The sequence below is a fragment of the Bacillus sp. z26 genome, assembly GCF_058313635.1.
Genome location: NZ_JBZFQM010000001.1, coordinates 595,254 through 621,726, shown reverse-complemented (window position 1 = coordinate 621,726; position 26,473 = coordinate 595,254). Strand labels below are relative to the sequence as shown.

Here is a 26,473-nt window from a genome sequence, read left to right as displayed (position 1 = left end):
GAGGAACCGGATCATGATAAAGAAAGTGTTGATTGCAAACCGTGGTGAAATTGCTGTTCGGATTATCAGGGCTTGCAAGGAATTAGATATTGAAACAGTTGCTGTCTATTCAGAGGCCGATAAAACGGCTCTGCATGTACAAATTGCGGATGAAGCCTATTGTATAGGGCCTAAAGCTTCCAAGGACAGTTATTTGAATATAGCCAATATCATTAGCTTAGCAAAATTAACTGGTTGTGATGCGATTCATCCGGGTTATGGTTTTTTAGCCGAAAATGCTGATTTTGCTGAGATGTGTAAAGAGTGTCATTTAATTTTTATCGGTCCATCAGCAGAAGCTATTTCAAAAATGGGTACAAAGGATGTTGCCAGGGAGACGATGCGTGCTGCCGGTGTGCCGGTAGTGCCGGGCTCGAGGGGTATTGTGGATGATGAAGAGGCAGCCATTCAAGTTGCTACTGAGATCGGATATCCAGTCATAATTAAAGCAACAGCCGGTGGTGGCGGAAAAGGGATTCGAATAGCCAGCGATGAAACTGAGCTGCTAAAAGGTCTCCGAATAACCCGTCAGGAAGCCCTGACGGCTTTTGGAAATCCGGGAGTATATATCGAGAAATTTATTGAAGATTTCCGTCATGTAGAAATTCAGGTTTTGGGTGATAGCCATGGCCATGTTATTCACCTGGGTGAAAGAGATTGTTCCATTCAAAGAAGGCTCCAAAAACTTGTGGAAGAAACACCATCGCCTGCGATTGATAGTGAAATGAGAAAAGAAATGGGTGAAGCGGCAGTCACTGCAGCAAAGGCTGTCGATTATACCGGAGCAGGAACGGTTGAGTTTATATACGATCACCGCAATCGTAAGTTTTATTTCATGGAGATGAATACAAGAATTCAGGTTGAACATCCTGTGACTGAAATGGTAACTGGAATTGATCTAATTAAAGAACAAATTAGGGTAGCTTCCGGTGAAAAATTATTGGTTGAACAAAGAGATGTTCAATTCAATGGCTGGGCGATTGAATGCCGAATCAATGCTGAAAATCCGAATAAAAACTTTATGCCATCAGCGGGTAAGGTAGAAATGTATCTTCCGCCTGGTGGGTTTGGCGTAAGGATTGACTCGGCAGCCTATACAGGCTATTTTATCCCGCCTTATTATGATTCTATGGTAGCGAAATTGATTGTCCATGCTCCAACACGGGATGAAGCTGTACGAAAAATGAAACGTGCACTTTCAGAATTTGTAATCGAAGGTATTGAAACTACCATACCCTTTCATTTAAAGTTAATGAACCATGATGTTTTTGTTTCTGGAGATTTTAACACAAAATTTCTTGAAACTTATGACGTTATGAATCCATAATAGAGATAGAAGATTTGGAGGTGTATGACATGGAAGAAAATCAAACAGTAGATTTAGAAAACTATGATGGTTTAGGGAAAGTAGAAATTGCCCCTGAAGTCATTGAGGTGATTACTGGTATAGCAGCAAGTGAAGTAGAAGGAATTGCCCAAATGAGAGGGAATTTCGCCTCAGGTGTTGTGGAAAAGCTTGGTAAAAAAAATCATGGTAAAGGCGTAAAAGTTGAACTTAATGAAGACAGCATTAAGATTGATGTATACTGTCTCGTGAAATTCGGTGTATCTATTCCAAAGGTTGCGCAGGAAGCACAAGAAAATATTCGCCAAACATTATTGAACATGACTGCTCTTGAAGCAACTGAAGTAAATGTTCATATTGTTGGTATACAATTTGAAACGGCTAAAGTCGAATCAGATTATCTGGATACACTGTAAAATGGTTAAATAACAGTGCCTAAGTATTATTTAATTTTTGGGCACTGGCAATAAAAGCACTCAGCTCATAAATGAACGTCCCCTGCAAAGTTAGTCACAATCTAACAGGGGGGACGTTTCAATTGCTGAGTGCTTTTGTTATCTGTCTGTTAAAAGGAATTTAAGCAGGAACACTAAAAGACAGTCAGTTTTTTGTGTATATAGCTCATTAACAGGGAGATAATGGATGATTGAGATGTTATGCACACCTTTGGGTAGTTGACAGTAGAATCAGTACTTGAACAATCTTTAAATGATGCTACTATACTACCTTTACTTGTAAGGATGTGTTATGATTTCATATATGATACGAAGGGCACAATGTTTAGTGCACTTTTCGAAGTAAAGGAGTAAGAATTATTCATGAAACGCAGAGAGGCAAGAGAAAAAGCTCTTCAAGCTCTTTTTCAAATAGATGTTGGGAAAGTGGAAAGAGAAATAGCAATAGAGCATGTGGTGGATGAAACTGAAGCAGATCCATATTTAATTAAACTGGTACATGGAACGACAGATCAATTGGAAAAAATTGATGCGCTTATTGAATCTAATTTAGAGAATTGGAAATTGAGCCGTCTTTCAAATATTGATCGTAATATTATAAGACTGACTTCGTACGAATTATTATTCAACGAAGAGGTTCCGCAGAACGCAGCCATTAATGAAGCAATTGAATTGGCTAAGCTGTTCGGAGATGACCAATCACCAAAATTTGTTAATGCGGTGTTATCTAAAATTAAAGAAGCATTATAAAAAATAGAGATAAAGAAAAGATTTTAAGGAGGAGCTACTCTCATGCCGGCACAGATACTTAACGGAAAATTGATATCAGCAACTATCCGCGAAGAGATTGCCAGGGACGTTGCATTATTAAAGGAAGAAGGCATTACACCAGGTCTTGCCGTTATCCTGGTTGGAGATGACCAAGCATCTCAAACCTATGTGCGAAATAAAGAAAAAGCATGTGAACAGTTGGCGATGAAATCGGAGATAAACGTCTATCCGGCATCTATTTCCGAGAGTAAACTCCTTAATAAGCTTGTAGAACTGAATCATCGTCCGGATATACATGGGATTTTAGTTCAGTTACCCCTGCCCGATCACATTGACGAAAAACGTGTGATTGAAACGATTGACCCGGCCAAGGATGTAGATGGCTTCCATCCAATCAATATTGGCAGAATGATGACAAAGCAGGAGGCATTGTTGCCGTGCACACCGTTTGGGATATTAAAAATGGTTCAAAAAACAGGGATTGATATTTCCGGTAAACATGTGGTAGTTGTCGGACGAAGCAATATTGTCGGCAAACCTGTTGGACAACTGTTTTTAAACGAAAATGCAACGGTAACATATTGTCATTCTAAAACAGTGAATCTGAGACACTTTACAAAACAAGCGGATATCCTGATTGCGGCGGTTGGAATCGCTAAAATGATTAAGGCTGATGATGTGAAAGAAGGCGCCATAGTGATTGACGTTGGCATGAACAGAGATGAATCGAATAAATTATGCGGTGATGTTGATTTTGATGATGTCATGCATAAAACTTCTTATATCACACCTGTTCCCGGTGGCGTTGGCCCTATGACGATTACTATGCTCATGCATAATACTCTCCAAGCCGCAAAAAAATCTTTGTTAAAAGGTAAAGAAGGATAATTATATTAAGCTGCCGAAAATTGCTATAATAACATTTACGGCAGTTTTTTTATGTGTAAAAAAATAATGTGAAGAGGGAGGCCATATCTGAATGGAGAAAAATCAATATTTAACTGTGGCCGCCTTAACCAAGTATATAAAACGCAAATTTGATGCAGACCCCAATCTGGCAGATATTTATGTGAAGGGTGAAATATCTAATTTCAAAAAGCATTCCAGCGGTCATATGTACTTGACGTTAAAGGATGATAAAACAAGAATTAATGCAGTCATGTTTGCTAAATCAGCCCAATCGCTCGCGTTTGCTCCTGAAAATGGAATGAAGGTTCTGTTGCGGGGCGAAATACGTGTCTATGAACCAACCGGCGGGTATCAAATGTACATAAGAGAGATGATGCCTGATGGAATCGGAGAACTGTTTATTGCATTTGAACAGCTAAAGAAAAAGCTTGAGCATGAAGGTCTATTCGAGAGAATGCATAAACAGCCAATTCCTCTGTTTCCAGCTAAAATTGGTGTCATTACGTCTCCTACGGGAGCGGCAATTCGTGATATTATTACAACTTTAAAAAGGCGATATCCAATTGGTGAAATTTTAATTTTTCCGGCTTTGGTTCAAGGGAAACAGGCAGCACCCTCTATCGTAAAAGCAATTGAAGAAGCCAATGAGCACCCCATTGATGTCTTGATTGTCGGCAGAGGCGGTGGATCGATAGAGGAGCTATGGGCGTTTAATGAAGAAATCGTCGCAAGGGCGATATTTGCTTCCAAGATACCGATCATTTCAGCGGTTGGACATGAAACAGATACAACCATCAGTGATTTTGTTGCTGACTTAAGAGCGCCTACACCTACTGGGGCAGCTGAAATGGCAGCGCCAAAAGTAAGCGATATAGCAGAACGGATTTCCATAATGGAAACAAAGTTAATTCGCTATTCCCATCAGCGCATTGAGTCGGAAAAAAATCGGTTGTTATCTATTCATAAATCGTATGCTTTTAAATATCCACACTTGTTATATCAGCAGAAATTAGAGCAGCTTGATCGAGTGGCTGAGCGTATTTCACGGAACAGTAAACTTTATTTTCAGCGTAAACAAGATCAAGTGCTGGCACTTTCTAAATCGGTAGAGCGTAATATTCCGTTAAACACAATCGTAAGAAAAATGCGCGAAATTGAACAAATAGAGACTCGCATGAATCGAGCAACTGCCAATACAGTAAAAAGTAAGCAGCGCGAATACCTTAATATGGTGACACTTCTCGAGGCGGTCAGTCCTTTAAAGATCATGGAAAAAGGATTTGGACTTGTTTATAATGACGAAGAAAATCTGATAAAATCAACTAAATCTGTAAAAGTAGGCGATCAATTGAAAGTAGTCGTGCAAGATGGTGAAATCGATTGTACGGTTAATGATATTAGGGAGAGTGATTGATATGAGCAAAAAGGAAGAGATTGCTGTTACGTTTGAAGAAGCAATGACTAAACTGGAAGGAATTGTGGAACGCCTGGAAGATGGTGAAGTACCTTTGGAAGAGTCCATAAATCTATACAAAGAAGGAATGGAACTTTCAAAATGGTGCCATGATAAGCTTAAAACAGCTGAAGAGCAATTAACACTTATCATGAAAGAAGATGCTTTTAAACCGTTTGCCATTGATGAGGAGGAGTAATATGACAGAGTTTACTTCCTTCTTAAACGAAAATAAACATAAAATTGAGTCGAGAATGGAAGAGATTGTATCCAATTTAAACACACCGGCAACTCTTCAAAAGGCGATGGCGTATTCCTTGGATGCAGGGGGAAAAAGGCTTAGACCTTTATTGGTGATGGCCGTTTTGCAGGCTTTTGGCAAAAAAGCAGAGATTGGGCTTGATACGGCATGCGCCATTGAAATGATTCATACGTATTCTTTAATCCATGATGATCTGCCATGTATGGATGATGATGACTTAAGAAGAGGAAAGCCAACGAACCATAAAATATTTGGTGAAGGGATGGCAGTCCTTGCAGGGGATGCGCTTCTAACCCTCGCCTTTGAAGTCATTGCCAATCAATCCAAAGCTGATATAGAACCTTCCGTCCTTTTAGAACTGGTCTTGGAATTGGCAAAGGCAGCTGGGGCTGAAGGGATGGTTGGTGGCCAAGTGGCAGATATAGAAGGAGAAAAAAATGGCGTAAATCTACAAGGTCTTGAGTATATTCATGATAATAAGACCGGTAAATTGCTGGGTTACAGTATTTTGGCTGGTGCTATACTTGCAGGGGCAAGCTCAGTACAGAAAGAAAAATTAAGGGAATTTTCCCGTCATCTTGGTTTAGCTTTCCAAATTCGCGATGATATCCTGGATGTCGAAGGATCAGAAAGTGTGATAGGAAAACCGGTTGGGAGCGATGTTTCCAACCATAAGAGTACATACCCATCCCTTTTAACGATGGAGAAAGCTAAATTAATGCTGGTCCAACATATTGATTCAGCAAGAACATTACTCTCCGAAATTGAGTGTGATGAGTCCTTGTTAGTAAAATTTGTTGAATTGGTAGGGAAGCGTGACCATTGATTTGGTTGTTTTTCCATCCAAATCCACTTACTTAAGATAGATGATGTATGCTATACTTTCTGATATCCAAGAGTGGTGCAGTATTCTAGTCGGTCTACCGTTCTGGAGAGTGAGCCTAAAAATTCACTAAAGGGCACATCGATGATGGTTCTTGGATTGGCCCGGGGCGCCCAGCCTTGGGTCGATTCAGGAAGTAAGGAATTAGGGCGATCCACAATGGCATGTGGGCGTTGACCCTGGTTCCGCGGAGGCTTTATTCTAATTTAGATTAGAATATTGGAAAACCTGCATAAACAGGAAACTGTGTGCAGCGTAGCCTGCCTTGAGTGAAATTTGAGGGGATTGTGATAAGGGCGTCTATACATCAGTTGGCCATTGATATATCTACTGCCATCGCATGAAATCGGTTTTGCAAAAGAGGCTAAGGAATCGGTTAAGGGCTGTCGGGGAAATCCCCTAGACTGTTCAATGACATATAGGAAGGATTAAGGTACGGACTAAGTGGCAATCCAGTCCAATTGACGGAAACGCAATTGAGTCAGGTTTAAAGGGAAACCGCCGATATGGCGACATTCGGTAACTGGCTGGGAAATCCTACTGGACCTAAGCCGTAAAATTAACTTCATATATGACCACTCATATACAATTCTTCGAAAAAGCTTGCTGCTGGCAGGCTTTATTTTGCATATAGGATGGGTTGACATACATTATATGAAAAAAATATTGAAACAATCAGCGAGATGGACGATGATCATAACTGTTATTACGTTTCTCCTTGCGGCTATTTTTACTGTCATATCTACTATTGCTTTAAATGGAGTTGGATGGGTAAGTGGCATAGCGATTGTTCTTAGCATTGTACTTATTGGTATCTTCTTTGATATGATTGGTATTGCAGCTACTGCTGCTGATGAAGTCCCATTTCATGCAATGGCTTCCAATCGAATTCAAGGTGCGAAACATTCCATAAGCATTATTCGAAATGCCGATCGATTTGCAAGCTTCTGTAATGATGTCATTGGGGATATTTCGGGAATCGTGAGTGGGACAGCGACTGCGATCGTGATTGTGCAATTATCAATTAGCTTTAACTGGGAAGAAGCCTCCTTAACTGAAAACGTTGGCTCGATTATTCTTACTAGTTTAATCGCTGCTTTAACAGTAGGCGGTAAAGCAATGGGGAAAACCCTTGCCATCCGCTATTCAAAGGATATTATATTTGCAGTGGGCAAATTATTGTACTTCCTTGAGAAACATTTCCAAATTGTTATAATAAAAGAAAATAAGGGAAAGCGACCCAAGCGTCCCAAAAGAAAACGAAATGAAAGTGAGTGATCCTGATGGATTTATTATCCATAAAAGACCCCTCTTTTCTTAAAAAGATGTCCAATACGGAATTGGAGTCTTTGTCACAGGATATAAGAGAATTCTTAATAAAAAAACTATCTGTTACTGGCGGACACATTGGCCCCAACTTGGGTGTAGTGGAATTAACACTCGCTTTACATAAGGAGTTTAATAGTCCCCAGGATAAATTTTTATGGGATGTAGGACATCAGTCTTATGTTCATAAAATATTGACGGGTCGAGCATGTCAGTTTGAAACTCTCCGTCAATATAAAGGACTTTGCGGGTTTCCAAAGATGAATGAAAGTGAGCATGATGTTTGGGAAACCGGGCACAGTTCAACATCATTATCAGCTGCAATGGGCATGGCAATTGCCCGTGATCTCAAAAAAGAAAAAAGCTTTATCGTCCCTATTATAGGTGATGGTGCTTTAACAGGTGGTATGGCCCTAGAAGCATTAAACCATATAGGACATGAGAAAAAGGATATGATTGTTGTCCTTAACGATAACGAAATGTCCATTGCTCCAAACGTAGGTGCCCTTCATTCTATTCTAGGAAGAATGAGAACAGGAGGAAAATACAACTACGTTAAAGACGAGCTTGAACAACTGCTTAAAAAAATTCCGGCTGTGGGTGGCAAACTTGCCAATACAGCTGAACGTATAAAAGACAGTTTGAAGTATCTGGTTGTTTCCGGGATGTTTTTTGAGGAACTGGGCTTTACTTATTTAGGTCCGGTTGATGGACACGACTTTGAAGAACTGTCTGAAAATCTTAAATATGCTAAAAAAACAAAAGGTCCTGTTCTTTTGCACGTGATAACGAAAAAAGGAAAAGGCTATAATCCTGCTGAAACAGATGCGGTTGGTACGTGGCATGGTACGGGTCCGTATAAAATCGAGACAGGTGATTTAATCAAGGAATTGAATGCACCACCAGCATGGAGTGCACTTGTCAGTGAAACAGTTAGGAGATTAGCCCGTGACGATGAGCGCATTGTAGCGATTACTCCAGCAATGCCTGTCGGTTCGAAGTTGCTCGGTTTTGCTTCTGAATTCCCTGATCGAATGTTTGATGTGGGAATTGCGGAACAGCATGCAACTACTGTTGCTGCAGGACTTGCAACACAGGGAATGAAACCATTTTTAGCGATTTATTCTACATTCTTGCAACGTGCATATGACCAAGTACTTCATGATATATGCCGACAAAAATTAAATGTCTTTATTGGAATTGATCGGGCAGGATTGGTGGGGGCTGATGGAGAAACACATCAAGGTGTGTTTGATATCACCTTCCTGCGTCCAATGCCCAATATGGTTATCATGATGCCTAAGGATGAAAATGAAGGGCAGCATATGGTCAATACAGCCATTCAATATAATGATGGTCCAATTGCCATGCGTTTTCCAAGAGGCAATGGATTGGGAGTACCAATGGATGAAGAACTGAAAACGATCCCGATTGGTTCATGGGAAGTTTTACGCGAGGGAAATGATGCTGTTATATTAACATTTGGTACAACTATTCCAATGGCAATGGAGGCGGCTGAAAGACTTCATAAGGATAATATTCATGTGAAGGTTGTGAATGCCCGTTTTATAAAGCCTTTAGATGAAGTGATGCTTTCCGAATTAATGTCTTCTAATTTGCCAATTCTAACAGTAGAAGAAGCTGTTTTGCAGGGAGGATTCGGCAGCGCAGTACTCGAGTTTGCAGAGGAAAATGGTTTCCATAAAGCATATATCGAAAGAATTGGAATCCCAGATGAATTTATAGAACACGGAAGTGTCGGTAAATTGCTTGATGATATTGATCTAACTGCGGATGGTATTGTAGAAAAACTATCTAAGATGACCTATAAAGTAACGAAAAAGGCGTATTAAATATGAAAAAAGAACGTGTTGATGTATTGTTGGTTGAACGTGGATTAGCAGAAACAAGAGAAAAGGCAAAACGGGCTGTGATGGCTGGAATTGTTTATTCAAATGATTTGCGGATGGACAAAGCTGGAGAAAAAATTGCAATAGACGCACCGCTGATGATAAAAGGTGAGATGATGCCATATGTATCAAGAGGCGGGTATAAGCTAGAAAAGGCAATGGAGACATTTAATATTTCCGTTAAGGACAAACTGATGATTGATATTGGATCATCTACAGGGGGCTTTACAGATTGTGCCCTTCAAAATGGTGCAAGAAAATCGTATGCTGTAGATGTCGGATATAATCAATTAGCTTGGAAACTGCGACAGGATCCTCGGGTAGTCGTAATGGAAAGAACAAATTTCCGCCACTCCGTACCTGAAGATTTTACAGAGGGGTTACCTGAATTCGCCACTATTGATGTTTCCTTCATATCTTTGAAGCTGATCTTACCGGCTTTAAAACGCATACTGGTAGCTGGCAGTGATGTTGTCAGTCTTGTTAAACCGCAATTTGAAGCTGGACGCGATCAGGTCGGTAAAAAAGGGATCATACGCGATAAAAAGGTGCATCTTCAAGTGGTCGAAAAAATTAGGGATTTTGCTGTTCAGGAAGGCTTTATTCTGAAGGAGGCCACTTTTAGCCCCATAACAGGCGGGGATGGCAATATTGAGTTTTTATTCCATTTATACTGGCCCGGAGAAAATTCCAGTGCAAAACAGGATGTTGATGTGAATCTTGAACAAGTTGTGGAAGAGGCACATAAAGCATTAAAAACCAATAAAGGTGAAGAGAATTAAAATAATTAATCCCTCGGTAGCTTTTGCTTCGGGGGATTATTTCTTATGCAATCTTTGCATAAAAATACATGTACATTTACGACAAAATCCGCTAACATTAGGAATGGAAGGCATTATATTGAGGAGTGTCAGTCAATGAATAAAGGACAAAGACATATAAAAATACGTGAAATAATTACAAATAATAATATTGAAACACAAGATGACTTAGTGGACATTTTAAGAGCGGAAGGGGTAAATGTTACGCAGGCCACTGTGTCAAGAGACATAAAAGAACTGCACCTGGCAAAAGTTCCAATGCAGGATGGCCGCTATAAATACAGTTTGCCGGCAGATCAGCGTTTTAACCCTTTGCAAAAACTTAAACGAACTTTAGTTGATGCGTTTGTGCGCATTGACTCAGCCAATAACTTATTAGTCATGAAAACTTTACCGGGTAATGCCCAGGCAATTGGTGTTTTAATGGACAATCTCGATTGGGAAGAGATACTTGGAACGATTTGTGGAGATGATACTTGCTTAATTATTTGCAAAGATGCAAAAGATGCTGAAATCATATCAAAACGTTTTCTGGATATGCTTTAAGAAAGTTGGGATGAACAGATGTTATTGGAACTCTCCATACGTAATTTCGCCATCATAGAATCACAGGTACTTTCATTGGATAAAGGACTGACTGTACTTACCGGTGAAACAGGTGCCGGTAAGTCCATTATTATCGATGCAGTGCAACTATTGGCCGGAGGTCGCGGATCGTCTGAATTTATTAGACATGGTGAAGAGAAAGCAGAACTGGAAGGCTTGTTTCAACTCCCGAACGACTTGCATCCAGCCATACAGAAAGCGAAGGAATTTGGCATCGAGACGGAAGAAAATACAATCATTATAAGAAGGGATATGTATACTTCAGGGAAAAGTGTATGCCGGATTAATGGGAAAATGGTCACAATCTCCACCTTAAGAGAGGTAGGGAGAAAATTAATTGATATCCATGGACAGCATGAACATCAAGAGTTAATGGATCCAGATTTTCATCTTCCGTTATTAGATCAATTTGGCGAAAGAGATATTAAACAATCCCTGACAGAATATCGTAAGCTTTATAAACAATATAATGAGACAAGGCAACAAATGAAGAAATTAAGTGAAAATGAGCAGCAAATGGCTCACAGACTTGATTTAATCCAATTTCAATTTGAGGAAATTCAAAAGGCTGAACTCGAGTTGGATGAGGAAGAGAGATTAGTTGAAGAAAAGCAAAAACTCAGTAACTTTGAAAAGGTTCATCAAAGTTTACATAATTCTTATATGTCCTTAAATAATGAAAATGGGGGACTGGATTGGGTTGGAAATGCGATGACTGACCTGGAAGGAATCGAAAATCTTGATGAACAATATAAAGAGTTATCTGAATCCGTTAAAAATGCATTCTATATTCTCGAGGATGCAAAAACTTTAATCCGCTCACAACTGGATTTGCTGGAATTTGATCCAGAAAGACTTCATGATATTGATGCCAGGCTTAATGAAATACATCATTTAAAACGTAAATATGGTAAGTCGATACGGGATATACTAGAGTACAGTGCCGCAATTGAAGAGGAAATTGACACGATTTTAAATCGGGAGACTCATCTCGAAAAATTAAAGAGCCAGCTTTCCGCTTTAGAGAAAGAAGTTATTCTGGAAGGTGAAAATCTTTCAGAGTTGAGACATAAGTATGCATGTCTTTTAACAGATGCAATCCATCGTGAACTGAAAGAACTTTATATGGATAAAGCTGTATTTGAAGTGTATTTTCATCACTCCGGGCAAAATCATTCCGAAACAATAGGAGAGAATGGGTTGGATCAAGTGGAATTTTATATTTCTGCCAATCCAGGTGAGCCTGTTAAGCCGCTTTCCAAAACTGCCTCAGGTGGAGAATTGTCACGGATTATGCTGGCAATCAAGAATATTTTCTCTCAACATCAGGGAATTACTTCCATTATTTTCGATGAAGTAGATACAGGAGTCAGCGGCCGTGTTGCACAGTCGATAGCTGAAAAGATTTATCGAGTTTCGGAAGGTTCACAGGTTTTATGTATCAGTCATTTGCCACAAGTGGCAGCAATGGCAGACATCCATTTGTTTATTTCTAAGGAGATTGCAGGAGGACGAACAAAAACAAATGTAAAACCGCTCAAAAAAGAAGAACGTGTAAAAGAAATAGGTCGTATGATTTCGGGTAAAGAATTAACAGCTTTAACAGAAGAACATGTTAAAGAAATGCTGGATTCGGCTGATCAAATTAAATACACTATTGGAGCAAACTGAGGATTAATCTCCTCAGTTTTTCATTTTATTGTAGCTTTATTAAAGTTATCTTAGGTAAATATTTTACCATTGTTATTACTATCCATTATGGGTAGCTTTTTATTTTGTTCTTTTGTTATAAAGTCAATCGCTCTCGGCAAAATTATAAGGGTAGCCATAGAAACGAGGAGAGTGAATGGATGAAATCGATCTCAACAAGAAAATATTTCGGTGTATTTCTCCTTGTTTCGCTGTTAGCCATTATTTTTAGCCACCCAATGCAAAAGTATTTTGAAATTCCCACCAAACTAACCTTATTTGAAGGTCAAAATAAATCATTTGAAAAAAGTCAGTTTTTAAAAGCAGAAGTGGTCTCTGCAAACTCTGGGGTTTCAATTGAAAATCGTTCCACAGCTCTAAGGATTAAGGGCTCCAAAAGTGGTAATAATCAAGTTGTTTTTAATATTGCGGGGATCCCTGTTAAAAAAGTTGATATTGAAGTATTACAGGATTTTAAAGTGATACCGGGAGGACAATCAATTGGTGTTAAATTAAATACTTTAGGTGTCCTTGTAGTTGGCCATCATCAAATAGCAACAGAGAAAGGTAATCTTTCACCTGGTGAAATTTCCGGTGTGCAAGTTGGTGATATTATTACAGCCATCAATGGGAAATCGATTACTAAGATGCAGGATGTTTCCCCTTTTGTTCAAGAATTTGAGAAGAATAATAAACCATTAATTGTGGATATATTCCGCGATAATGTGAAGCTGACTAAACAATTATCTCCCTTAAAGGATAGGAATGAGAAGGTTTTTAAATTGGGTCTTTATATTCGGGACTCAGCAGCAGGTATTGGTACGATGACCTTTTACCATCCTCAAACAAGAAAATATGGAGCTTTAGGTCATGTTATTTCAGATATGGATACAAAAAAGCCAATTGTAGTGAAGGATGGTCAGATTGTAAAATCAACTGTTACTTCAATTGAAAAAGGCAGCAATGGGAATCCTGGTGAAAAGTTAGCTCGTTTTGCAGCTGACCGGGAAATTATCGGGAACATTAACCGAAACTCTCCATTTGGCATATTTGGACGGCTAAATCGGCAAGTGGACAATGGAATAAATAATTCACCAATGCCAATTGCTTTATCAAATGAAGTGGAGGAAGGGCCAGCCGAAATCTATACAGTAGTGGATGGAAATAAGGTAGAGAAATTTGATATTGAAATAATCAGTACGATACCACAAAAGTTTCCAGCTACTAAAGGCATGGTCCTAAAAGTCACGGATAAAGAATTATTAAGCAAAACTGGCGGCATTGTCCAAGGAATGAGCGGAAGCCCGATTATTCAAAATGGAAAGGTTATTGGTGCTGTTACACACGTTTTTGTCAATGATCCAACAAGCGGGTATGGTGTTCATATTGAATGGATGCTCAATGAAGCTGGAATTGATATCTATCAACAGGAACAAGAAGCAGGTTAATTCAGCCTGCTTTTCCTTTTTTAGTGTAAAATAAAAATAAAATACAGAAGTCTCGACAATTTGCGGGAAAAACCCGCAGCATAAGATGAAAACAGTCGAAAATAAGAGGAATCAGGAGCAAAACTTGTAATAATAAATAATTTTAAGCATTTTTTAATTTTTCACTGCTTTTTATATTGCAATGTCGAATTTCTCAGTTAGAATTAATAATAGTAATGTTAGAAAATAAAGGAAATGTCTGAGGAGGATATCTGGTTGAAAAAAATAAAAGTATGTATCGTTGATGACAATCGTGAACTTGTCGCTTTATTGGAAGAGTATATATCAGAACAGCCGGATATGGAAATTATAGGAGTTGCACATAATGGACAGGATTGTTTAAGTATGCTCGAACAACAAACTCCAGATGTTCTAGTACTTGATATCATTATGCCGCATTTGGATGGTCTGGCCGTTTTGGAGCGAATTAAAGATTCTCAAAAAGGAACAAGTGTTCCAAATGTCATCATGTTAACTGCTTTTGGCCAGGAAGATGTTACAAAAAAAGCGGTTGAACTGGGAGCATCCTATTTTATTCTTAAACCATTTGATATGGATCATCTTGTCAATCATATCAGACAAACAGGTGAAAAGGGTGCCGGTATAGCAAGATCAAGCACATATACACCACGTCAGCCTTCTGAATCAAAGCCTATTAACCTGGATGCAAGTATCACCAGTATCATTCACGAGATTGGTGTACCAGCGCATATTAAAGGTTATATGTATTTACGTGAAGCTATTTCTATGGTTTATAACGACATTGAACTGCTTGGTTCGATTACAAAAGTCCTTTATCCGGATATCGCCAAAAAATTTAACACAACTGCTAGCCGTGTGGAACGTGCCATCCGCCATGCGATTGAGGTGGCTTGGAGCAGAGGGAATATTGAATCCATATCCTCATTATTCGGTTATACAGTCAGCATGACAAAAGCAAAACCTACAAATAGTGAGTTTATCGCCATGGTCGCAGATAAACTTCGCCTTGAGCATAAAGCTTCTTAATGGCTTTTATGCCTCTATATTTTTAATATGAGAGAGGCAGGATTTTGTAAGGTGTAATTATTTTATAATATACGATTATCCAGTTCATAATAATGAAAGAGGTATCTGTGAAATGACATCCTCATGGATACTTCTTATCTTCCTATCATCAGCCCCGAATTACTGAATTACTACTTGCATATGTCAACCGCAAAGTTTTTGCCTTAGTCTCTTAGCCGAATGCCCCCCTAATTATATTGTGCCATCAAACAGTGTTATTGGTCTGATACAAATATTAATTAATACAGCCGATTAACTTCATAACTAATGAACAACAACCTTCCCTATTTCTTAATATTTGGAACGTAAGCTTGCCGAATATTGTCTTAGAAGATGAATGCTTTAAATAGACTATTATAGGGAATAGGTATCTATATGTATGAAGCGGAGGTATGAATCTTGACATTAATTTTTGGACACAGAGGGTATGCTGCCGTATATCCTGAAAACACCATGATTTCTTTTATAGAAGCCTACAATACAGGCGCAGATGGAATTGAATTAGATGTACAATTAACAGCCGATGGAGAGCTTGTTGTGATCCATGATGCAACGGTTGACCGTACGACGGACTCAAAAGGATATGTCCGTGATTTTCCTCTTCAAGAGATTAAAAAGTTCAATGCAGCCAACAACTCCAAAACAGTGGAATTTGCGAGTATACCAACCCTTCGTGAAGTAATGGATTGGTTAGCTACGAATGAATTGCTATTGAACATAGAATTAAAAAATGGGGTAATTCCTTATCAGGGAATGGAAGAGAAAGTAATCGAAATGATTCGGGAATATGGTATGGAAAAAAGAACGATTTTGTCTTCGTTTGATCATTACAGTATGGTGTATTGCCATCGTTTAGCTCCTGAGATTGAAACAGCACCATTATACTCGGATGGGCTATTTATGCCCTGGATTTATGCAAGTTCGATAAAAGCAAAAGGAATTCATCCTAAATATAGGGCCGCTCCGAATGAAATCATTGAGGAATCCATGAAAGCAGGAATAGCTGTCAGGCCTTATACAGTCAATCGCAAGGCCGATATGAAGCGATTGTTTAAGGTGGGCTGCACTGCATTTATTACGGATGATCCGGACACGGCCATTCAGATTAGAAAACAATATCAATAATTTCATCTACCTCATTTTAAAAGATGGGATAATTATCCAATATTAATAAATAGAGATGATGAAATTGAAATGATACGGCAAGACTGGGGTTATACCCAGTCTTTTTTTATTTTATTCCAACAACAAGGAAAGACGGCTATTACTCATTGTTCTAATAAGTTTAGGTAATACGCGGACTCGGACTCCCCTTTTCCACGTATTAGATTTAAAGAAATATGCCCTCTTTAAGAATCTTTTATTTTATTAAAAGATTGCAGATCGTGAATGTTAATGAGGAATAGGCCAAGGAATACAGGAAGTGTATAGGAATAGTATTATTTTTAATAGCATTTATTGAATGGTAATTTTTTATTAAAAAGGACAAAGATTTAGTAGATAAAAATGCCATTTCTTACATTCGTAAAATCTCAAAAAGTTGTGGGAAGATTGTGAAGGATTAGTGGTTGTACGCGCCGAATAAAAGATTAAAGTACTTATAATCTGATGAATGAGAGGGATAATTGTGAAGTGGTTGGGAATTTTAGTTGTTCTCATTGTAATAATATTTTTAGTAGAAAAAAGCGCCCAAAAATTCCTCGGTATAAAGAAACAAGACATTTCCGAAACGCCTGGTAAAAACATTGATAATTGGGGAAGAACGATCCTACTTATTCTTTTTTTTGTCGCCTATCTCATTGCGCTTGCAGTGGAGTCAGAATCATTACTGAAATGGCTTTGGTTTGTATTTATGATAGTGTTAACATGGTTTCAGGCTATACTGGAATGGAAGTATTTAAAAGAATCAAACCAGTACATTTTGACACTTATAAGTTCGACGATAATAGCTATTATTATTTTTTTCTATATTATTATTTTTTATAGTTAAAAGGAGATTTGGCTTTGTCAAGCACGTTATATCGGTCGATTCAGCAGTTTTAATAACTATAAGCTGATTTTTCGTTTACATATGGGGGCATAATTGCAATTGTTAGTTGTGAAATGTTTGGTTAGAGGGTTATATCTTATAAGCAGGATACAGAATCACCTATTTCACATATGCTTAAAAGGTAAAGTTGCAGAGGCTTACAGAAGGTACCTAGAAGAGGGTCAATAAAAAGACAGCACTTCACGGGTAGTGACCCCTAAAAGTTAGTTTTTTTACTCTAACTCTTGGGGTTCGGCACCCATTATGTGCTGTCTTTTTTACGTATCTCCATTCTTCACTTACGTACAGATTTTTCATTAAATCGTTTCTGGACTTTATTGCGTTTTCGATCACGGTAAAAAACGAATCCGGCAATAAAAGAAAGTCCGCCAATAAATAATAGCAATCCCAGTAAAAATTGAAGCCAGAGGGCAGGAAGCATAGGAGAGAGCCTGCCAAAAATCATATCTCTCATCCATTTGATTCCAAGTGCTGTAAGAAGACCTGGTATTAACAATAGCGCAAAGGCAAATATCCGTTGCAATTCATCACGTCCTGATTAGGTATTTTCTACCTTCATCTTTATAAAATATAGAAAATTTGTCAAGTTTATTCAAATCACTTATGATAATAGAAACCGTGAAAACATTTTCATGATTCTGAACTCTCTCTTCGGAAGGAGGAAATCGCCTTGCAGACAGTCGTGATCATTGGTGCTGGTATGGGTGGGTTATCTATATTAAAAATTTTGCTGGATTCAAAAGATTATCAGGTAATTGGGGTCGTTGACCGTTATCAGGATGCCGCTGGCCTACAATTGGCTAAGAAAAGACAAATAAAAACAGGCAGTGACTGGATCGGTTTTTTAGATAGTAACCCTGATATTGTTATTGAAGTGACAGGGAATGAGCAGGTTTATCAAGAAATAGCCCGATACAAAAGGAATAATACTCTTTTGGTTCACGGACAAATTGCCTTCCTGTTAGCTAACCTTATTCAGGAAAAAGAAATTCTGATTAAGAAATCGAAAGAAGAGGCTTATTTGCATGAATTAGTTTTGAATGCAACTGATAATGGCATGGTACTTATTAATCCGGAAGAGAGAATTATTTTTTATAATCAGGCTGCTGCAACAATCACTGGTGTAGCTAGGGAAAGAGCAATTGGGCAGCACATACATAAAGTGATCCCTGCTTCTGGTCTTCCTAATATCCTCATATCAGGAAAAACAGAAAGCAATCAACGGGCTCACCTGGAGAAAGATTTAGATATCATTACAACAAGAATGCCTATATTTAATGAAAAAGGCGATTTACTTGGTGCTCTGGCTGTATTTAAAGGTATTACTGAATTTACAAGTTTGGCAGAGGAAATTACAAATTTAAAACATATTCAAAACATGCTTGAGGCGATTATTCACTCGAGTGAGGATGCGATAACTGTAGTAGATGAGGATGGAAAAGGAATCTTAATTAATCCTGCCTATACCCGAATCACTGGATTAACAAAAGAAGATGTCCTCGGTAAACCTGCAACGGCAGACATTGCAGAGGGGAAAAGTATGCATATGCAGGTATTAAGGACGAAAAAACCAGTTCGTGGCGTACGAATGAAGGTTGGGTCTTCAAATCGGGATGTTGTGGTCAATGTGGCACCAATCATGGTAAATGGGGATTTAAGGGGGAGTGTTGGTGTCATCCACGACCTTTCTGAAATACAAAGCTTAACACAGGAATTGAAAAGAGCAAGACAAATCATAAGAAATCTGGAAGCAAAATATACGTTTGATGATATTATTGGCCAATCAAAAGAAATGAGATGGGCTATGGAACAGGCGCGCTTATGCGCCCGTACGCCTGTTACTGTATTGCTGAGAGGTGAATCGGGTACTGGGAAGGAACTGTTTGCTCATGCAATCCATAACGCAAGTGATCGAAAATATAATACATTCATTCGTGTAAATTGTGCTGCAATATCGGAATCTCTTTTGGAAAGTGAGTTATTTGGTTATGAAGAAGGAGCCTTTTCAGGTGCTAAGAGAGGCGGAAAACGCGGGTTATTTGAGGAAGCGAATAATGGCAGCATATTTCTTGATGAGATTGGCGAGCTATCTCAAAATATGCAGGCAAAACTGCTTCGTGTATTACAGGAGAATGAAATAGTCCGTGTAGGAGGGACAAAGCCTGTATCAATAAATGTCCGTGTCATAACAGCGACCAATGTGAATCTTGAGAAGGCAATTGCGAACGGAACTTTTAGGGAGGATTTATATTACCGCATTAACAGAATGCCTATTTTTATTGAACCATTAAAGGAACGGAAGGAAGACATTCCGCCATTATGCGCTCACTTAATCAAAAAATTAAATTTGGAGTATGGTCGTAATATTGAGGACATAAGTGGTGAAGCACTGATTATGCTACAGGAATATGATTGGACCGGTAATGTAAGGGAATTGGAAAATATATTGGGCCGGGCTATTATTTTTATGGAAGTTCATGAGAAAATTATACAAAAGAGACATTTTCCAGAAAAATTATTGAAAACGAATGAAGTATCCTCAACCAATATAATGGAAAATAGAGTACCCCTGAATGAGAAACAAAGTTTGGCAGAACAATTGCAGGAAGTGGAAAAAAGGATTATTAGGAGCACATTAGAAAAGCATAATGGAAATAAAACAGCTGCCAGCCGTGATCTGGGTTTATCGATTCGTAATTTTTATTATAAATTACAGAAGTTTGATCTTGTATAAATTTGCATGCTGAACTTTGCGTATATGCAATTTTTTGCATGGATTTATTGCGGTAAATAATTTGAATGATTAGATAATCAAGAAAAGTTAGTTTGGCACGATTCTTGCATTAATAGTTAATGGACAGACCAGCCACTGGATAGAGGAGAAAATCTCTCGAATGGGTTTAAATGAATCCTAGTTGTTTGTAGCAATTAAACATCATGATCTGTAAAAGCCAATAAAAGTGGATAGATATCTTTACATATTTTACGATGATGTAAGGAGTCGTCCATATAATTCCTTGGTGTGCAGTAAATCTTTAATCGGTCTGGTCCCTCTAGTTGAACCTGTGTGTTTAATCAGTCCAGCTAATCAGCTTCATTCTTTTTCCATAATAGGTTAAAGAAACTAGTGAAATATAACTTTGGATAGATAATAGAGAGGGGAAAAGAGAAAATGGAAATTTTTAAATATATGGAGCAGTATGATTATGAACAATTGCTTTTTGTACAGGATAAACAATCAGGATTGAAAGCTATTATTGCCATACATGATACCACCCTTGGCCCTGCACTTGGCGGTACAAGAATGTGGACTTACGACACGGAGGAAGCTGCGATAGAAGATGCTCTTCGATTGGCGAAGGGGATGACGTACAAAAATGCCGCTGCAGGCCTGAACCTTGGCGGGGGTAAAACAGTCATTATCGGGGATCCGCGTAAAGATAAGAATGAAGAAATGTTCAGGGCTTTTGGACGTTATATTCAGGGATTGAATGGAAGATACATTACGGCAGAAGATGTTGGGACAACAGTAGCTGATATGGATATTATTCATGAGGAAACAGATTATGTAACAGGAATCTCCCCTGCGTTTGGTTCATCAGGCAACCCGTCTCCTGTAACCGCTTACGGTGTATACAGGGGGATGAAGGCAGCGGCGAAAGAGGCTTTTGGATCCGATTCACTGGAAGGAAAAGTGATAGCTATTCAAGGTGTGGGAAATGTAGCTTACAATCTTTGCAAGCATCTCCATGAAGAGGGTGCACAATTGATAGTGACAGATATTAATAGAGAATCAGTGAATCGAGCCGTGGAGGATTTTGGTGCAAAAGCAGTGGACCCTGCTGATATTTACAGTGTTGATTGTGATATTTATGCCCCATGTGCGCTCGGTGCGACAATTAATGATGAAACCATTTCGCAAATTAAGGCACGAGTAATTGCTGGTGCAGCCAATAATCAATTAAAAGAAACGCGTCACGGAGATGCTATTCATGAGATGGGTATTGTCTATGCTCCTGATTACGTCATTAATGCAGGTGGTGTTATTAATGTCGCGGATGAATTATATGGGTATAACCAGGAACGGGCAATGAAAAAGGTAGAAGGCATCTACAACAATATTGAAAAAGTGATTGAGATTGCTAAGAGAGACGGGATTCCAACTTATGTTGCTGCTGACCGTATGGCTGAGGAAAGAATAGAAAAAATGAAACAATCCAGAAGCCAATTTTTATTAAACGGCCGTCATATTTTAAATCGTCGCCGTTAAGCAAACAAGGAAGGAGAGTCCGTATTTTTATATATTTACGGACTCTTGTTTTCTTTTGGGGAAATTCATGAGATAGACTTGGTTCCAGCCGGGTCTTCTGTGTAATTTTTCTTAGGTAATTCTACCTATGTGGTAGGACAAGCGGTAGATACGTATAAGAGTTTAAAAGAAAGCGCTTCTCTTTTAGAGAAAATAAAAGATAAACGTATTGAATATAAAAAGTTAGGATGTGGATTTAAAAGTGGCAACGGAATATGATTTAGTCATTTTGGGCGGCGGAACCGGCGGCTATGTAGCGGCTATTCGAGCTTCACAGCTCGGTTTAAAAACAGCTATTGTCGAAAAAGGAAAATTAGGCGGAACATGTCTGCATGCCGGATGCATTCCATCAAAAGCACTATTACGCAGTGCTGAGGTCTATCAAACGGTTAAACATGCAGCTGAGTTTGGAGTGGAGGCATCAGAGCCCCGCTTAAATTTCCTTAAAGCACAGGAGAGAAAAGAAAGAATCGTGGCACAACTGCATAAAGGCGTGCACCATCTAATTAAACAAGGAAAAATCGATATATATGAAGGGTATGGGCGTATTTTAGGACCCTCTATTTTTTCACCGATGCCGGGGACCATTTCTGTAGAGATGAATAATGGAACGGAAAATGAAATGTTAATACCGAAAAATGTCATAATTGCTACAGGATCAAGGCCGAAATCCTTGCCAGGTTTAAAAGTTGACGGTGACTTTGTTATGTCTTCAGATGAAGCTTTACAGTTAACCGAACTACCGTCTTCCTTACTTGTTATTGGAGGTGGGGTCATAGGCGTCGAGTGGGCATCTATGATGGCGGATTTTGGAGTGGATGTAACAATTCTTGAGTATGCTGAGCGCATTATACCAACAGAAGATAGAGATATTTCAAAAGAGATGCAACGGCTCTTGAAGAAAAAAGGGATTAAGATTCTTACCAATGCAAAAGTGAAGCCTGAAACACTGCGAACTGAACAGGGGGTATCCATCTCTGCCGAACGGAATGGGAAAATGGAAGAATATCAGGCAGAAAAAATCCTTATTTCTGTTGGCAGACAGGCAAATGTAGAGGGTATTGGCTTACAAAATACAGATATTAAGGTCGAAAAGGGTGTTATAGCGGTTAATGAGTTTTATCAAACAGAGGAATCGCATATTTATGCCATTGGTGATGTTATTGGAGGTTTGCAATTGGCACATGTGGCAAGCCACGAGGGAATTACGGCGGTAGAGCATATCGCAAATGAAAATCCGCACCCCCTCCAATATGATTTAATCACAAGATGTATATACAGCAGTCCCGAAGCAGCAAGTGTGGGGATTACAGAAGAAGAGGCTATTCAGCGCGGCCATAAGGTAAAGGTGGGGAAATTCCCATTCAAGGCGATTGGCAAGGCATTGGTCTTCGGAGAATCGGACGGCTTTGTGAAAATGATATCCGATAAAGAAACGGATGATCTGCTTGGTGTACATATGATTGGTCCACATGTTACAGATATGATTTCTGAGGCCGGCTTGGCCTTGGTTTTAAATGCAACGGCTTGGGAGGTAGCAGAAGCTATTCATCCACATCCTTCATTAACAGAAGCGATTGGGGAAGCAGCTTTGGCTGTTGATGGTAAAGCACTTCATTCTTGAAAAATATAGAACGAACAAAGAGGAGGTTTAATTAATGACAAAAAGTAAGCATGAGGCCCTTGGTTTAACAGATGAAACGGTAGTGAAAATATATGAAACAATGCTGATGGCACGGCGCATAGATGAAAGAATGTGGCTATTAAACCGTTCAGGTAACATTCCGTTTGTTATTTCATGCCAGGGTCAGGAAGCAGCTCAGGTGGGAGCGGCGTTTGCCCTGGACAAGAATAAGGATTATGTGCTGCCATATTACCGCGATATGGGGGTCGTTCTAACTTTTGGGATGACACCTACTGAACTGATGCTGTCAGGGTTTGCTAAGCAAGAAGATCCAAATTCAGGGGGCAGGCAGATGCCTGGCCATTTTGGACAGAAGAAAAATCGGATCGTAACCGGATCATCACCGGTAACCACTCAAGTTCCGCATGCAGTCGGAATTGCATTGGCTGGAAAGATGGAAAAGAAAGATTTAGTGACATTTGTAACCTTTGGTGAGGGGTCATCAAATCAGGGAGATTTTCACGAAGGAGCCAATTTTGCCGGTGTACATAAACTTCCGGTTATTTTCATGGTTGAAAATAATAAATATGCCATATCAGTTCCGATTGAAAAACAATTAGCTTGTGAAAAGGTTTCTGATCGAGCAATTGGATATGGAATGCCGGGTGTTACCGTAGACGGAAATGATCCGCTTGAAGTATATAAAGTCGTCAAAGAAGCTGCAGACCGTGCTCGGCGCGGGGAAGGCCCTACTTTAATTGAGGCCATCTCCTACCGTCTTACTCCACATTCAAGTGATGATGATGATCGCAGCTACCGTGCTCCAGATGAAGTGGCTAAAGCAAAAACGAACGATCCAATTATCACATTTGGGGCTTATTTAAAGGAAATCGGCCTTATGGATGATGGGAAAGAAACGGAAATCAATGATCGAATCATGAAGATAGTGAATGAAGCAACAGATTACGCTGAAAATGCTCCATATGCAAAAGCGGAAGACGCTTTGAAATTTGTGTATGCTGAGTCGAAAGGAGAGTAAACGATGCCTGTCATTTCATATATCGATGCGATAACTATGGCGATGAGAGAAGAAATGGAACGTGATGAAAAAGTTTTTATTCTTGGTGAGGATGTAGGAAGAAAAGGAGGAGTTTTTAAGGCGACAAACGGGCTGTACGAACAATTTGGAGAAGAGCGTGTGATTGACACTCCTTTGGCAGAATCGGCTATCGCAGGTGTGGGAATCGGAGCAGCCATGTATGGTATGAGGCCGATTGCAGAAATGCAATTTGCGGATTTTATTATGCCGGCAGTAAACCAAATCATTTCTGAGGCAGCAAAAATCAGATATCGTTCCAATAATGACTGGCATTGTCCAATTGTCATTCGTGCTCCATACGGCGGCGGAGTACATGGCGCCTTGTATCATTCTCAATCAGTAGAGGCTATCTTTGCCAATCAGCCTGGATTAAAAATTGTTATGCCATCCACCCCCTATGATGCAAAAGGACTTCTAAAAGCAGCGATTCGTGATGAAGATCCTGTTCTTTTCTTTGAACATAAACGAGCCTACCGCCTGATTAAAGGACAGGTTCCAAATGATGACTATGTATTGCCGATCGGCAAAGCAGATGTGAAAAGAGAAGGCGATGACATTACAGTTATTACCTATGGATTATGTATTCACTTTGCCCTTCAGGCAGCCGAAAAATTGGCTAAGGATGGAATCTCCGTTCATGTTCTTGATTTAAGAACGGTCTATCCACTCGATAAGGATGCGGTTATTGAGGCTGCTTCTAAAACTGGTAAAGTTCTTTTAATTACAGAAGATACGAAGGAAGGGAGCATTATCAGCGAGGTTGCAGCCATTATTGCAGAGAACTGCCTTTTTGATTTAGACGCCCCTATTAAACGTTTGGCTGCGCCTGATGTTCCGGCCATGCCTTATGCACCGACTATGGAAAAATATTTTATGGTCAATCCTGAAAAGGTAGAAAAAGCAATGAGAGAATTAGCAGAATTTTAAACTAAAACAGGGAAGGAGACACACACGAATGCCAATCGAACAGATGAAAATGCCTCAACTTGGGGAAAGCGTAACAGAAGGGACAATCTCTACTTGGCTCGTAAAACCAGGTGATCGGGTAAATAAATATGATCCGATTGCTGAAGTAATGACGGATAAAGTGAATGCTGAAGTTCCGTCTTCCTTTACAGGATTGATTGAAGAACTGATTGCAGCAGAGGGGCAAACCATTCCAGTTGGAGAAGTGATGTGCAGTATTCAAATCGAAGGATCGGGTAGTGGAGCAAAAGAGACAGTCAGGGAAGCGAAGAAAGACTTTGTGGAGAAAGACAAAACATCCATCCAGACTGATCAATCCAATAAAGGACGATATTCACCGGCAGTATTAAAATTATCCCAGGAACATGGGATTAACCTTGGAAACGTGATCGGAAGCGGTACTGGCGGTCGTATCACCCGTAAAGATATTTTAAACGTGGTTGAGGCTGGTACGGATGTTCAAAATGTAAGTACAACAGGAAAAGACGAACCGGAGACCCGTGCTGAGCAGTCATTGAAATCTAAAACCTCCTTTGAAACAGTCGGAAAGCAGGAAGCAAGCATAAATGATTCGGTGATAGAGAATGGGGATTTGGCTATTCCGGTAACAGGTATCAGGAAAGCAATCGCACAAAACATGCTGCGTTCCAAGCAGGAGATTCCACATGCGTGGACAATGGTCGAAACAGATGTAACCAATATGGTTCACTACCGGGATTCTTTAAAGAATGAATTCAAGAAAAGAGAAGGTTATAACCTCACTTATTTCGCCTTTTTTATAAAGGCAGTTGCGCAAGCATTAAAGGAATTTCCTGAAATCAATTCAATGTGGGCTGGGGATAAAATTATCCGTAAGAAAGATATTAATATTTCAATAGCCGTGGCGACAGACGAGGCCTTGTTTGTCCCAGTTATTAAGAATGCGGATGAAAAAACGATTAAAGGAATAGCACGTGAAATTAATGAATTGGCAGAAAAGGTCCGTACCGGTAAATTGAGATCTGAGGATATGAAGGGTGGTACCTTTACTGTTAACAATACCGGCTCATTCGGTTCCATTCAATCGATGGGGATTATCAATCACCCGCAGGCTGCAATTCTTCAAGTAGAATCGATTGTAAAAAAACCAGTTGTCATGGAGGGAAACATGATTGCTATCCGTGATCGAGTAAATCTATGTCTATCATTAGATCACCGTGTTCTTGATGGATTGGTTTGCGGAAGATTCTTAGCCAGAGTGAAAGAAATTCTTGAAAACATTACAAGTGATCATACACCGATATATTAATTGGAAGAAAGAAGGCCCACAGTTATGTGGCTCTTCTTTTTTCATTGAATCATTTCCCGAGAAATAAATGACTGAATGAATCGGAACTGCCGAAAAAAGCCTCATTAATTGGAAAGGATGCAGACTGGGAATTG

At 39.3% G+C, this 26,473-nt stretch carries 23 protein-coding genes; 22 read left to right on the top strand and 1 reads right to left on the bottom strand.

Features of this window, described 5'->3' with window-relative positions:
* Nucleotides 1–13: 13 nt before the first annotated feature.
* From accC to AC4G3K_RS02780, 16 genes are all read left to right on the top strand, one after another.
* Nucleotides 14–1,366 carry an acetyl-CoA carboxylase biotin carboxylase subunit gene (gene accC, locus AC4G3K_RS02855; protein ID WP_491075773.1) on the top strand — a complete coding sequence of 451 codons (1,353 nt, stop codon included), beginning with the start codon at nt 14–16 and terminating at the stop codon, nt 1,364–1,366.
* Nucleotides 1,367–1,395: 29 nt separating this feature from the next.
* Complete coding sequence (locus AC4G3K_RS02850; protein WP_491132418.1) at nt 1,396–1,800, top strand: Asp23/Gls24 family envelope stress response protein; 405 nt, start codon at nt 1,396–1,398, stop codon at nt 1,798–1,800.
* Nucleotides 1,801–2,202: 402 nt separating this feature from the next.
* The gene (gene nusB / locus AC4G3K_RS02845) at nt 2,203–2,589 is read left to right on the top strand and encodes a transcription antitermination factor NusB (protein ID WP_491132417.1); all 387 of its coding nucleotides are present in this window, start codon (nt 2,203–2,205) and stop codon (nt 2,587–2,589) included.
* Between the two features lie 42 nt (nt 2,590–2,631).
* Nucleotides 2,632–3,498 (top strand): bifunctional methylenetetrahydrofolate dehydrogenase/methenyltetrahydrofolate cyclohydrolase FolD, encoded by an 867-nt coding sequence (gene folD / locus AC4G3K_RS02840; RefSeq protein ID WP_491132416.1) that lies wholly within the window; start codon nt 2,632–2,634, stop codon nt 3,496–3,498.
* Between the two features lie 91 nt (nt 3,499–3,589).
* Nucleotides 3,590–4,933, top strand: coding sequence for an exodeoxyribonuclease VII large subunit (gene xseA / locus AC4G3K_RS02835; RefSeq protein ID WP_491132415.1), 1,344 nt, complete (start codon nt 3,590–3,592; stop codon nt 4,931–4,933).
* Nucleotide 4,934: 1 nt separating this feature from the next.
* Entirely contained in the window at nt 4,935–5,171 is a 237-nt protein-coding gene (gene xseB / locus AC4G3K_RS02830; protein ID WP_491075768.1) for an exodeoxyribonuclease VII small subunit, read from the top strand.
* A gap of 1 nt (nt 5,172) precedes the next feature.
* Nucleotides 5,173–6,060, top strand: coding sequence for a polyprenyl synthetase family protein (locus AC4G3K_RS02825; protein ID WP_491132414.1), 888 nt, complete (start codon nt 5,173–5,175; stop codon nt 6,058–6,060).
* Between the two features lie 711 nt (nt 6,061–6,771).
* Nucleotides 6,772–7,395 (top strand): hypothetical protein, encoded by a 624-nt coding sequence (locus AC4G3K_RS02820; RefSeq protein WP_491075766.1) that lies wholly within the window; start codon nt 6,772–6,774, stop codon nt 7,393–7,395.
* 5 nt (nt 7,396–7,400) lie between these two features.
* Nucleotides 7,401–9,296: a 1-deoxy-D-xylulose-5-phosphate synthase gene (gene dxs, locus AC4G3K_RS02815; protein ID WP_491132413.1), complete on the top strand. Its 1,896-nt coding sequence runs from the start codon at nt 7,401–7,403 to the stop codon at nt 9,294–9,296.
* Nucleotides 9,297–9,298: 2 nt separating this feature from the next.
* Nucleotides 9,299–10,135, top strand: a complete 837-nt coding sequence (locus AC4G3K_RS02810) for a TlyA family RNA methyltransferase (RefSeq protein ID WP_491132412.1) — start codon at nt 9,299–9,301, stop codon at nt 10,133–10,135.
* Between the two features lie 135 nt (nt 10,136–10,270).
* A complete protein-coding gene (ahrC, locus tag AC4G3K_RS02805; protein WP_491132411.1) occupies nt 10,271–10,720 on the top strand; it encodes a transcriptional regulator AhrC/ArgR in 450 nt (149 codons plus the stop codon).
* A gap of 18 nt (nt 10,721–10,738) precedes the next feature.
* Complete coding sequence (gene recN / locus AC4G3K_RS02800; RefSeq protein ID WP_491075762.1) at nt 10,739–12,451, top strand: DNA repair protein RecN; 1,713 nt, start codon at nt 10,739–10,741, stop codon at nt 12,449–12,451.
* A 179-nt stretch (nt 12,452–12,630) separates the two neighbouring features.
* On the top strand, nt 12,631–13,917 hold the full coding sequence (gene spoIVB / locus AC4G3K_RS02795) for a SpoIVB peptidase (protein ID WP_491132410.1): 1,287 nt from the start codon (nt 12,631–12,633) through the stop codon (nt 13,915–13,917).
* A 255-nt stretch (nt 13,918–14,172) separates the two neighbouring features.
* A complete protein-coding gene (gene spo0A / locus AC4G3K_RS02790) occupies nt 14,173–14,964 on the top strand; it encodes a sporulation transcription factor Spo0A (protein ID WP_491075760.1) in 792 nt (263 codons plus the stop codon).
* Nucleotides 14,965–15,402: 438 nt separating this feature from the next.
* Nucleotides 15,403–16,128 carry a glycerophosphodiester phosphodiesterase gene (locus AC4G3K_RS02785; protein ID WP_491132409.1) on the top strand — a complete coding sequence of 242 codons (726 nt, stop codon included), beginning with the start codon at nt 15,403–15,405 and terminating at the stop codon, nt 16,126–16,128.
* Between the two features lie 502 nt (nt 16,129–16,630).
* Nucleotides 16,631–16,993 carry a DUF4181 domain-containing protein gene (locus AC4G3K_RS02780; RefSeq protein ID WP_491075758.1) on the top strand — a complete coding sequence of 121 codons (363 nt, stop codon included), beginning with the start codon at nt 16,631–16,633 and terminating at the stop codon, nt 16,991–16,993.
* 334 nt (nt 16,994–17,327) lie between these two features.
* Here the strand turns inward: AC4G3K_RS02780 and AC4G3K_RS02775 are convergent, their stop codons facing one another.
* Nucleotides 17,328–17,576 (bottom strand): DUF2627 family protein, encoded by a 249-nt coding sequence (locus tag AC4G3K_RS02775; protein WP_491075757.1) that lies wholly within the window; start codon nt 17,574–17,576, stop codon nt 17,328–17,330.
* Nucleotides 17,577–17,723: 147 nt separating this feature from the next.
* Here AC4G3K_RS02775 and AC4G3K_RS02770 point away from each other — a divergent pair, with 147 nt between their 5' ends.
* From AC4G3K_RS02770 to AC4G3K_RS02745, 6 genes are all read left to right on the top strand, one after another.
* A complete protein-coding gene (locus AC4G3K_RS02770) occupies nt 17,724–19,787 on the top strand; it encodes a sigma-54 interaction domain-containing protein (protein ID WP_491132408.1) in 2,064 nt (687 codons plus the stop codon).
* Between the two features lie 438 nt (nt 19,788–20,225).
* Nucleotides 20,226–21,323 carry a branched-chain amino acid dehydrogenase gene (bcd, locus tag AC4G3K_RS02765; protein ID WP_491075756.1) on the top strand — a complete coding sequence of 366 codons (1,098 nt, stop codon included), beginning with the start codon at nt 20,226–20,228 and terminating at the stop codon, nt 21,321–21,323.
* A gap of 241 nt (nt 21,324–21,564) precedes the next feature.
* Nucleotides 21,565–22,986, top strand: a complete 1,422-nt coding sequence (gene lpdA / locus AC4G3K_RS02760) for a dihydrolipoyl dehydrogenase (RefSeq protein WP_491132407.1) — start codon at nt 21,565–21,567, stop codon at nt 22,984–22,986.
* 34 nt (nt 22,987–23,020) lie between these two features.
* Nucleotides 23,021–24,025, top strand: coding sequence for a thiamine pyrophosphate-dependent dehydrogenase E1 component subunit alpha (locus AC4G3K_RS02755; RefSeq protein WP_491132406.1), 1,005 nt, complete (start codon nt 23,021–23,023; stop codon nt 24,023–24,025).
* A 3-nt stretch (nt 24,026–24,028) separates the two neighbouring features.
* Nucleotides 24,029–25,012, top strand: a complete 984-nt coding sequence (locus AC4G3K_RS02750; RefSeq protein ID WP_491075753.1) for an alpha-ketoacid dehydrogenase subunit beta — start codon at nt 24,029–24,031, stop codon at nt 25,010–25,012.
* A gap of 28 nt (nt 25,013–25,040) precedes the next feature.
* On the top strand, nt 25,041–26,339 hold the full coding sequence (locus AC4G3K_RS02745) for a dihydrolipoamide acetyltransferase family protein (RefSeq protein ID WP_491132405.1): 1,299 nt from the start codon (nt 25,041–25,043) through the stop codon (nt 26,337–26,339).
* Nucleotides 26,340–26,473: the final 134 nt, after the last annotated feature.

What these genes read in the sequence shown, in the direction of transcription:
- accC (WP_491075773.1), top strand. Translation starts at nt 14, where the DNA reads ATGATAAAGAAAGTGTTGATTGCAAACCGTGGTGAAATTGCTGTTCGG.
- AC4G3K_RS02850 (WP_491132418.1), top strand. Translation starts at nt 1,396, where the DNA reads ATGGAAGAAAATCAAACAGTAGATTTAGAAAACTATGATGGTTTAGGG.
- nusB (WP_491132417.1), top strand. Translation starts at nt 2,203, where the DNA reads ATGAAACGCAGAGAGGCAAGAGAAAAAGCTCTTCAAGCTCTTTTTCAA.
- folD (WP_491132416.1), top strand. Translation starts at nt 2,632, where the DNA reads ATGCCGGCACAGATACTTAACGGAAAATTGATATCAGCAACTATCCGC.
- xseA (WP_491132415.1), top strand. Translation starts at nt 3,590, where the DNA reads ATGGAGAAAAATCAATATTTAACTGTGGCCGCCTTAACCAAGTATATA.
- xseB (WP_491075768.1), top strand. Translation starts at nt 4,935, where the DNA reads ATGAGCAAAAAGGAAGAGATTGCTGTTACGTTTGAAGAAGCAATGACT.
- AC4G3K_RS02825 (WP_491132414.1), top strand. Translation starts at nt 5,173, where the DNA reads ATGACAGAGTTTACTTCCTTCTTAAACGAAAATAAACATAAAATTGAG.
- AC4G3K_RS02820 (WP_491075766.1), top strand. Translation starts at nt 6,772, where the DNA reads ATGAAAAAAATATTGAAACAATCAGCGAGATGGACGATGATCATAACT.
- dxs (WP_491132413.1), top strand. Translation starts at nt 7,401, where the DNA reads ATGGATTTATTATCCATAAAAGACCCCTCTTTTCTTAAAAAGATGTCC.
- AC4G3K_RS02810 (WP_491132412.1), top strand. Translation starts at nt 9,299, where the DNA reads ATGAAAAAAGAACGTGTTGATGTATTGTTGGTTGAACGTGGATTAGCA.
- ahrC (WP_491132411.1), top strand. Translation starts at nt 10,271, where the DNA reads ATGAATAAAGGACAAAGACATATAAAAATACGTGAAATAATTACAAAT.
- recN (WP_491075762.1), top strand. Translation starts at nt 10,739, where the DNA reads ATGTTATTGGAACTCTCCATACGTAATTTCGCCATCATAGAATCACAG.
- spoIVB (WP_491132410.1), top strand. Translation starts at nt 12,631, where the DNA reads ATGAAATCGATCTCAACAAGAAAATATTTCGGTGTATTTCTCCTTGTT.
- bcd (WP_491075756.1), top strand. Translation starts at nt 20,226, where the DNA reads ATGGAAATTTTTAAATATATGGAGCAGTATGATTATGAACAATTGCTT.
- AC4G3K_RS02755 (WP_491132406.1), top strand. Translation starts at nt 23,021, where the DNA reads ATGACAAAAAGTAAGCATGAGGCCCTTGGTTTAACAGATGAAACGGTA.
- AC4G3K_RS02750 (WP_491075753.1), top strand. Translation starts at nt 24,029, where the DNA reads ATGCCTGTCATTTCATATATCGATGCGATAACTATGGCGATGAGAGAA.
- AC4G3K_RS02745 (WP_491132405.1), top strand. Translation starts at nt 25,041, where the DNA reads ATGCCAATCGAACAGATGAAAATGCCTCAACTTGGGGAAAGCGTAACA.